This is a genomic window from Burkholderia sp. E168m23 (assembly GCF_016586125.1).
Classification (GTDB): Bacteria; Pseudomonadota; Gammaproteobacteria; order Burkholderiales; family Burkholderiaceae; genus Burkholderia; species Burkholderia orbicola.
In genome coordinates this window covers 1-7,977 of record NZ_BCPP01000232.1, presented here as the reverse complement: position 1 = coordinate 7,977, position 7,977 = coordinate 1, and the positions used below count along the sequence as shown (strand labels likewise).

Genomic DNA, 7,977 nt, shown 5'->3' with positions numbered 1-7,977 from the left:
CCGGCGACGCGCGGAGTGCACGTCCGTTGGCGTCCACGGTGACACGCGGCTCACAATCGGTACGTTCGCAGCGCATTGTGGACGAACAGCGCCTCGCGCTCCTCGTCGCCGGCGCCCGCGACGATCGCCGCGTAAGCGTGCCAGAGCGCCCGATAGCCGGCATGGAGTCGATCGACCGGGAAGTTCGACGCGAACATGCAGCGCGCCACGCCGAACACGTCGATGGCCTCGAGCACGTACGGGCGGAAACTTTCGACCGTCCAGCGATGGTCGAACATCGCGAGCCCGGACAGCTTCATCGTCACGTTCGCCCGCCGCGCGAGCCCGCGCAGTCCGTCGCGCCATTCGCGCCAGCCGTGCACGCTGCTTCGGTCGACGAACATGCCCGTGTGATTGACGATCACGGGCGTGTCGGGGTGCGCGTCGATGACGGCGAGCGCGGCGCCGACCTGGGCGGGGTACAGCTGCAGGTCGAACGACAAACCGAACTCGCTCAGCATCCCGAAGTTCTCTCGCCAGCGCGGCTCGGCCAGATAATCCACGTCGACGTAGTTGTACCAAGGGTCCGGATGCCGGTTCAACACCTGCCGGATGCCGCGCACGTTCGGATGCGCCGCCGCGCCGGCGAGCCGGATGCGTGCGTCCGGCGCGAACAGGTCGACGCCCGCGACGATGCCGTCCGGCATCCCGTCGCTCGCCGGCGCATCGGCAAGCGCCTGCAGCCAGTCGACTTCGCTCGGCGTCGTCCACGCATCGTGGATTGCCTCGACATGCACGACCTTCAGCACGTCGATATCCGCGCCGGCGTCCGCGCGCAGGTCCGCGGGCAGGTACCGGCGCGGCAATTCCGCCACCGCACCCGAGAACGCCGGTCGGGCGCGATCGAGCCAGCCGTAGCTCAGCGCGTCGGCGTCCCAGAAATGGACATGGGGATCGACAACCTGCATGTGGGCTCCATGAGTTGATGCGCCACGATGATCCGCTGCCACGGGTCGGCACACGTCGAACGTGGCCGCCCGTTGAGCGGCCGGCCTCATTCCAGATGAAACATCGGCTCCAGCGCTTTCTCGACCGGGCGCCCGTCCGGCCCGGTCGCCATCAGGTCGGCCATGTACGCCCACCAGCGACGCATCACGTCCGTTTCGGCGAGTTGCGCGATCCGGTGATCGGCCGGCCGTTTGAGCACGGCGAACAGGTGATGGGTGTCGTCGTCGAGAAAGATCCAGTAGTCCGAGATACCCGCCGCGCGAAGCGCGTCGGCGAGTTCCGGCCAGATCGCATCGTGCCGGCGCCGGTATTCGTCCCGCTTGCCGGGGTGCAGGTGCATCCTGAAGGCGATCGTTTCCATGGCCATGCCTCGCGGTTTCACTGAAGGTTCACGTACATGCCGCCGTCGACGAGCAGCGCGGCGCCGTTCACGTAGCGCGCCATGTCGGACGCGAGAAATACGACGCAGTCGGCGACGTCGTCCGGCTCGCCGAGGCGACCGAGCGGAATCCTGCGCTCGAAGTACTCGGTCTTGCCGGGCGCGGCGAGATCGTCGTCGTTGATTTCGGTCCGGATCGTGCCGGGCAGCACCGAATTGCAGCGAATCCGGTGCGGCGCGAGCGCGACCGCGCACGACTGCATCAGCGCATGGACGCCAGCCTTGGTCGGCGTGTAGTGCGTCTGCATGCCGCCGCCGACCAGCGCGCTGATCGAGCTGGTCGCGACGATCGCGCCGCCGTGCCCTTGCGCGGCCATTTGCCGGGCGACGGCCTGGGTCATGTAGAACGCGCCGTGCAGGTTCACTTCCATCGTTCGTTGCAGCAGCTCGGGCGGCAAGTCCAGGAAGCCGTGGAACGGGCAGATTCCGGCATTGCTCGCCAGCACGTCGATCCGGCCGAATCGCTCGACTGCGGCCGCGACCAGCGCGCGCGCCGTGTCGGGCTGCGCGACGTCGCCCGGCACGGCCAGCGCGTCGCGCCCCGTCGCGCGGATCGCGTCGACGAGCGCGTCGATCTCGTGCTCGGCCTGCGCGGGCAGCAGCGGGTTCGTCCAGTAGTTGACGACGATGTCGGCGCCATGCCGCGCACACGCCAGCGCGATCGCACGGCCGATCCCGCGCGATCCGCCCGTCACGACGACGATCCTGTCTTCGAGCAACTTCGTCATTGCGCTCTCCTCTGCCTCGACCATCGCGCGCGCCGCAGCGGCTGCCGCGCCGTTCGAGCCGGCCGCATCACGATGCGGATGCACGCATCCGCGCGCTCAGTGTTCGTACGGGCGCTGCATGCGCACGTCCGGATTCAGACGCACGCCGAACCCGGGGGTGTCGGGCACCTTCATCCGCCCGCCGACCGGCACCGGTTCGTCGAGCAGCAGCGGATCGAACATCGGTACGACACGATCCGCCTGCGGCGCCATCATCAGGAATTCGGCGAACGGGCTGTTGTGGCGCGTCGTGACGAAGTGATAGCTGTAAACCGACGAGCCGTGCGGAATCACCAGCACGCCGCGCGCATCGGCGAGCGCCGAGATCCGCATCAGCTCGGTGAGCCCGCCGCACCAGCCCACGTCCGGCTGAATGATGTCGCAGCACTCCATCTCCAGCAGCATGCGGAAGCCCCAGCGGGTCGCCTCGTGCTCGCCGGTCGTGACGAGCATGCCGCGCGGCACGTCGCGGCGCAGCTTCGCATAGCCCCAATAGTCGTCGGGCGGCAGGCATTCCTCGATCCATTTCAGGCCGAGCGCGTGCGCTTCGTGCGCGAGCCGCGTCGCATACGGCACGTCGAGGCTCATCCAGCAGTCGAGCATCAGCCAGAAATCGGCGCCGACACGCGAACGCATGTCGGCAAGCGCGTCGAGATTGCGGCGCAGGCCGGCCTCTCCCTCGGCCGGGCCGTGATGCAACGGCAGCTTGCCGCCGATGAAGCCCATCTCCTTCGCGAGATCGGGCCGGGCGCCGGTCGCGTAGAACTCGAGCTCGTCGCGCACCTTGCCGCCGAGCAACTGGTGCACGGGCTCCCGCCGAACCTTGGCAAGCAGATCCCACAGCGCGAGATCGACGCCGGAGATCGCATTGAGCACGACACCCTTGCGCCCGTAGTACAGCGTCGCGTGGAACATCTGATCCCACATCTTCTCGATGTCGGTCACGCGCTGCCCTTCGATGAAGCGCGCAAGATGCCGCTCGACGATGAACGCGCCGATCTCGCCGCCGGTCGTCACGGCGAAACCGACCGTGCCGTCACTGGCCTCGACCTCGATCACGAGCGTGCCGAGCACGTTGATGCCGAACGACTGGCGGCTTTGCCGGTATTCGGGGTAGCGCGACATCGGCGTCGCGATGTGGTCGTCGATCCAGTGACCGGCATCCTGATCGTGGTAGTCGGCACCGCCACCACGCACCGTCAGCGCGCGGACCGCGCGTATCGTCGGCATGCTCATTCTTCGGGTTCCTTGGTTGGGTCATCGAGTACGGCGGCCGCGCGTACGCGTCGTGCGCACGGACCGCGGCGGAAATCGCAAGGTCGTGCTGCGAGGCGGCCGCGTCAGCGTGCCCAGCGCAGCACCCGCGCGTCGAGCCGTCGCGCGATCTCGATCAGGCCCGCGCGCGTGGCCGGATGCAGCGGCGCGAGCGGACGGCGCGGCGCGTCCGATGCGATCACGCCGCCCTCCTTCATCAGCGCCTTCGCCGCCAGCAGGCCGGCCTGACGATTTTCGTAATTGATCAACGGCAGCCATTGCTCGTACTGGGCGACCGCCTCGTCGCGCCGCCCGGCGAGATACGCGGCGAGAATCGGCCGCAGCCCGTCCGGATAACCGCCGCCGAGGATGCTGCCGGTCGCGCCCGCATCGAGATCGGCGAGCAGCGTGATCGCTTCCTCGCCGTCGAACGGCCCCTCGATCGCGTCGCCGCCGAGCGCGATCAGCTCGCGCAGCTTCGCTGCCGATTGCGGCACCTCGATCTTGAAATAGCGCAGATTCGGAATCGTGTGCGCGATGCGCGCCAGAAACGCGGCCGATACTTGCGTGCCGCTCATCGGCGCATCCTGGTACATGATCGGAATCGCGATCGCGTCGGAAAGCTCCGCATAGAACTGCTCGATCGCAGCCTCGCCGCAACGAATCGTCGCGCCGTGGTACGGCGGCATCACCATCACCATCGACGCACCGGCCGCCTGCGCGGCGCGGCTGCGCGCCGCGCAGATCGCCGGACTGAAATGCGTGGTCGTCACGATCACCGGCACGCGCCCCGCTACGTGCTCGAGGATCGCCGCGATGAGCCGCTCGCGCTCGTCGTCGGTCAACGAAAACTGCTCCGAGTAGTTCGCCAGGATGCACAGGCCATCCGCTCCCGCGTCGATGATGAAGTCGACACAGCGCTTCTGGCCCGGCATGTCGATCTCGCCCGACTCGGTGAAGATCGTCGGCGCGACGGAGAACGCGCCTGTATAGCGGCGGTGAATCGGCGTAGGCAAGCTCATCTGGAACCCTCTCTTATAATCAGTGATCCGAATTGTATGGCGCGTTCGTCATGCGCCGATACCGCGATAAATCACGCGTCACACGCGCCCGTACCGCCCTCGCAGCCCGTCCGTCACGCCGCAATAGATCGCCTTCAGCTTCAGGCGCTTGTTACGCGCATGCAGCAACACGAACGCGACGTGCTTGAGCGTGATGAGATTGATTAGCAGCATCGCCGGATAGCGCCGCCAGTAGTCGCGCGCGACGAGGATGCAGTTGCGCGCCGCATAGTAGTGGCGCAGCGCGCTCTGATCGAAGATCTCGACGCGCGGCCAGTGCTGCTGCGCGGACGGGCTGCCGAGTTCGTGGGGCAGCGACACGTCGGCGTTGACGCACACCGGCACGCCGTGCGCCTGCGCGCGCATGCAGTATTCCGCGTCGACGTGGTCGATGAAGAAGTCCTCGCGGAAGCGGCCGAGCGCACGATACGCGTCGAGCGAGATCGCGGTGCCCGACGAGATGATGACCGAGCACGACAGCAGGCCGTGCGCGCCGCCGTGGATTGGTGTGATCTGCGCGGACCAGCGGCGCACCGTGAACAACGGCAGGTCGCGCTGAAAATTGCGGTTGAAGATCCGCGGGCCGACCAGGAAGCGGCTGTCGCCCACCCGCGCGCAGCCGGCCAGCATGCGATCGAAATAGTCGTCCGGAACGTGTGAATCCTGGTCGAAGATGAAGAAGACGTCGCAGCCGCGGCCGATCAGGAATTCGACGCCGGCGTTGAACGCACCGGCGATACCGCCGCGATTGTGATTCGGGATCACGTCGACGCCGCCTGCGGCGAGCCGTGCGTACAGCGCGGGATCGGCGGCGGGCGAATTGTCGACCGCGACGACGGCGGGGCTTTTCGCGGGCAAGGTCAGCAAATGCTCGATCTGCGCGGCGGAGGGTTTATACAGCGTGACCAACGTACCGTGTGGCATGACGGCACCTCGTGACGATCAAGTAGCGATGCGCCGCGCCGGTCGATCCGGGCGGCCCGTCCTCCTTTGCACGACTGCTTGTCTCGTCGACCGGCCGGTCCTGCCCGTTCGCGTGCGGCACGCGAACGTCGCACGCGCCGCGGCCGGTCTTTCCTTATTTTGCGTACAGCTTGACGACGCTCGCCTGGACGACGCGCGTGATCTCTTCCATCCGCCAGCGGATATGCGTGTCGGTCAGCGTCGTGCAGCGCGCCGCATCGCGTTCGGCGAGCGCGTCGAGAATCTCGAGATGCTCGGTAAACGCCTCGTTGCGTCGCTGATCGACGTCGACCCAGCGCACGTAGTGAATCCGCGCATTGATCCCTTGCAGCACCCGGCCGATCTCGGCATTGCCCGACAACGCGGCGAGCTCCAGGTGAAACTGCTCATCCTTGACAACCAGCTCGGCCGACGACATTCGCGCGGCATTCTTCATCACCTGCTTCCAGAAGCGACGCAGCGCCTTGATGTCGTTGTCCGACGCACGCTCGCACGCGAGCATCACCGCGGTCGTCTCGATCGAGCGACGCAATTCGAACAGATCGAACACATCCTTCCCCTCCAGTTCCCGAATGAAGAAACCGCGGTTCGGCACGAACACCAGCAAATTTTCGGCAACGAGCCGGTTCAGCGCCTCGCGAATCGGCGTACGACTCACGTTGAAGCGCTCGGCAAGCTCCAGCTCGTTGAACCGTTCGCCCGGCCGGATCTCGTACAGCACGGCCATCTGTTTCAACTGCTCGTAAATCTCGTTGACCGTGAGGCCCGTGCGCGTGGGCGCCGCGGTCTCCCGGCCAGCCATAACGGAAGTCGACATCTCGTCTCCTGGTTCCACCTGTTGTCACCGCGCGTCATTATCCATCGGCAATTTGCCCGCGCGCGTCTTTTTACCTGTACGAGCCATGGGTCAGCGCATCAGCAGGCTGCCGAAGCCCGGCACGGGATCGTCGATGCCCGCGAGCCGCAGCGCGTGCCATGCGAGCGCGTGATTGCTCGACAGCACGGGTTTGCCCGCCCGCGCCTCGATGTCGGCCAGCGCATCGACGATGCGCAGGCTCGTGCACGACACGAATACCGCATCGACGGCCGGATCGGCGGCGAGCGTCAGCACCGCGTGCTCGATCGACGAGCGCTCGATCCGGGCGACCTCGTTGTCGTCGCGGTGCTCGAACGAGCCCACCCGCACGATATCGACGCCGCGTGCACGCAGGTACGCGGCCATCGCATCGTTGATCGCGCGCTCGTATGGCGTCAGCAGTGCGACGCCGCGCGCGCCGAGCGCCGTCAGCGCGACGCGTGCCGCGGTAATCGGCGTGGTGCACGCGACGCCGGGCCGCGCCTCGCGAATGCGCTCGAAGACGCGTTCCTCGCCGAGCACCATCGACGCCGACGTGCAGCCGAACGCCACGACGTCGAGGCGCTCGCCCGGCCGGATCAACTCGACCGCCGCGCAGATGCCGCCGTCCATCCGCGCGAGCGTTTCGGCCGTGATCTCGGCCGAATTCGCGATCCGGCTTTCGTAGAACGCGACGCCATCGATGGCGAGCAGACGTCGCCACTCGTATTCGATCGTATGATCGGTCGCCAGCACGACGAGGCCGATCGCCGCGCGCCGCGCGATGCCGGCGTCGAGCGAGAAATCGAAGCGGGCGTACGCATCGCGCGCCGGGCCGGCGCCGACACCCGGATCGGACGTCTGGGGGGTAGAGAGAAGTTCGCTCATTGCAGGGTCATCCCGGTGATGTCGATGTCGGGCCGCTTGCCGTGAATCAGATCCGCCACGATCTTCGCGGTGCCGCACGACATGGTCCAGCCCATATGGCCGTGGCCGGTGTTGAAAAACAGGTTGCGGTGCCGGGATGCGCCGATGATCGGCGTGCCCTCCGGCGTCATCGGCCGCAGCCCGGCCCAGTACGACGGCTTCGCGTAGTCGGCGCCGTTCGGGAACAGTGCCTGCGCGGTCGCGAGCATGTGCGCGAAATCGCCCGGCGAATGCGTGGTGTCGTAGCCGCTGAACTCGGCGGTCGCGGTCAGCCGCAGCCGGTCGCCGAAGCGCGCCCAGGCGACGAGCTGGTTCTCCTCGACGCCGCCGAGCGCCGGCGGCTCGTGCGTATCGCCGATCGGCAGCGTGACCGAGTACCCCTTGACCGGATAGATCGGCAACCGGTAGCCGAGCGCGCGCGCGACGCCCGGCGAATACGCGCCGAGCGCGAGCACGTAACGATCGCCGCTCACGCGGCCCTGCGACGTCTCGACGTAGTCGATCGCGTCGGCGCTCGCGCGCACGCCGTCGATCGACGTGCCGAAGCGAAATTCGACGCCGAGCGCACGGCAGCGCTCGGCGAGCGCGCGCGTGAACAGATGCGCGTCGCCGCTCTCGTCGCTCGGGCAATGGATCGCACCCGCGATCCCGGCCGCCGCGTGGCGCAGCGCCGGCTCGCGTTCGACGGTGGCCCGCGCATCCAGGATATCGAGCGGCAGGCCGTTGTCGGTCAGGATCCGCATG

Annotated in this window: 9 protein-coding genes; all 9 read right to left on the bottom strand. The window is 67.4% G+C overall.

The annotated features are described in order from the left end of the window. Positions 1-50: 50 nt before the first annotated feature. Positions 51-947, bottom strand: a complete 897-nt coding sequence (locus JMF90_RS14260) for an amidohydrolase (protein ID WP_011549797.1) — start codon at positions 945-947, stop codon at positions 51-53. 86 nt (positions 948-1,033) lie between these two features. Further along, positions 1,034-1,348, bottom strand: a complete 315-nt coding sequence (rhaM, locus tag JMF90_RS14255; protein ID WP_011549798.1) for an L-rhamnose mutarotase — start codon at positions 1,346-1,348, stop codon at positions 1,034-1,036. A gap of 17 nt (positions 1,349-1,365) precedes the next feature. After that, positions 1,366-2,154 (bottom strand): SDR family NAD(P)-dependent oxidoreductase, encoded by a 789-nt coding sequence (locus tag JMF90_RS14250; RefSeq protein WP_011549799.1) that lies wholly within the window; start codon positions 2,152-2,154, stop codon positions 1,366-1,368. A 96-nt stretch (positions 2,155-2,250) separates the two neighbouring features. Continuing rightward, complete coding sequence (gene rhmD / locus JMF90_RS14245; RefSeq protein WP_011549800.1) at positions 2,251-3,429, bottom strand: L-rhamnonate dehydratase; 1,179 nt, start codon at positions 3,427-3,429, stop codon at positions 2,251-2,253. A 104-nt stretch (positions 3,430-3,533) separates the two neighbouring features. Continuing rightward, positions 3,534-4,469, bottom strand: coding sequence for a dihydrodipicolinate synthase family protein (locus JMF90_RS14240; protein ID WP_011549801.1), 936 nt, complete (start codon positions 4,467-4,469; stop codon positions 3,534-3,536). Between the two features lie 78 nt (positions 4,470-4,547). Beyond that, positions 4,548-5,432 carry a glycosyltransferase family 2 protein gene (locus JMF90_RS14235; protein WP_011549802.1) on the bottom strand — a complete coding sequence of 295 codons (885 nt, stop codon included), beginning with the start codon at positions 5,430-5,432 and terminating at the stop codon, positions 4,548-4,550. 154 nt (positions 5,433-5,586) lie between these two features. Further along, positions 5,587-6,288 carry a GntR family transcriptional regulator gene (locus JMF90_RS14230; RefSeq protein WP_011549803.1) on the bottom strand — a complete coding sequence of 234 codons (702 nt, stop codon included), beginning with the start codon at positions 6,286-6,288 and terminating at the stop codon, positions 5,587-5,589. 90 nt (positions 6,289-6,378) lie between these two features. Continuing rightward, on the bottom strand, positions 6,379-7,194 hold the full coding sequence (locus JMF90_RS14225) for an aspartate/glutamate racemase family protein (RefSeq protein ID WP_011695033.1): 816 nt from the start codon (positions 7,192-7,194) through the stop codon (positions 6,379-6,381). After that, positions 7,191-7,977: FAD-dependent oxidoreductase (locus JMF90_RS14220; protein WP_201325180.1), on the bottom strand; the 787-nt coding region annotated here is incomplete at its 5' end. The genes JMF90_RS14225 and JMF90_RS14220, both read right to left, overlap by 4 nt.

Excerpts from the sequence above, each read along its gene's own strand:
- JMF90_RS14260 (WP_011549797.1), bottom strand. The coding sequence starts at position 947 with ATGCAGGTTGTCGATCCCCATGTCCATTTCTGGGACGCCGACGCGCTG.
- rhaM (WP_011549798.1), bottom strand. The coding sequence starts at position 1,348 with ATGGAAACGATCGCCTTCAGGATGCACCTGCACCCCGGCAAGCGGGAC.
- JMF90_RS14250 (WP_011549799.1), bottom strand. The coding sequence starts at position 2,154 with ATGACGAAGTTGCTCGAAGACAGGATCGTCGTCGTGACGGGCGGATCG.
- rhmD (WP_011549800.1), bottom strand. The coding sequence starts at position 3,429 with ATGAGCATGCCGACGATACGCGCGGTCCGCGCGCTGACGGTGCGTGGT.
- JMF90_RS14240 (WP_011549801.1), bottom strand. The coding sequence starts at position 4,469 with ATGAGCTTGCCTACGCCGATTCACCGCCGCTATACAGGCGCGTTCTCC.
- JMF90_RS14235 (WP_011549802.1), bottom strand. The coding sequence starts at position 5,432 with ATGCCACACGGTACGTTGGTCACGCTGTATAAACCCTCCGCCGCGCAG.
- JMF90_RS14230 (WP_011549803.1), bottom strand. The coding sequence starts at position 6,288 with ATGTCGACTTCCGTTATGGCTGGCCGGGAGACCGCGGCGCCCACGCGC.
- JMF90_RS14225 (WP_011695033.1), bottom strand. The coding sequence starts at position 7,194 with ATGAGCGAACTTCTCTCTACCCCCCAGACGTCCGATCCGGGTGTCGGC.